At 65.3% G+C, this 242-nt stretch carries 1 protein-coding gene; it reads right to left on the bottom strand.

Annotated elements, in window-relative coordinates; genetic code table 11:
* Window positions 1–242 (bottom strand): DUF2138 family protein (locus tag ACVA6Q_RS24885; protein ID WP_446649260.1); only part of this gene is annotated, 242 nt, incomplete at both ends.

Genomic DNA, 242 nt, shown 5'->3' with positions numbered 1-242 from the left:
AGTTGGCGCTCACCACAACGTGGTGGCCCGTGGTCTCTGCGGTCGGCAGCGCATAGGCATTGCCTTGCACGTTGCGCTTGCCGGCGTCATCCGACAGCAGTGCGGCGAGCGCGTTTGCCTGCTTGGAGACGGGCTTGCCGTCCTTGTCCAGCAGGATACCCGGCTCCGACAACGCGATCAGCCGGTCGCCCTTGCTGGCAATCAGGATGGAACGCGTGGCCGACAACCGCAGCGCATAGACC

This window comes from Vibrio sp. DNB22_10_4 (genome assembly GCF_052879755.1).
The sequence above is the reverse complement of the archived record's forward strand: the minus strand, read 5'-3'. Positions and strand labels throughout refer to the sequence as shown.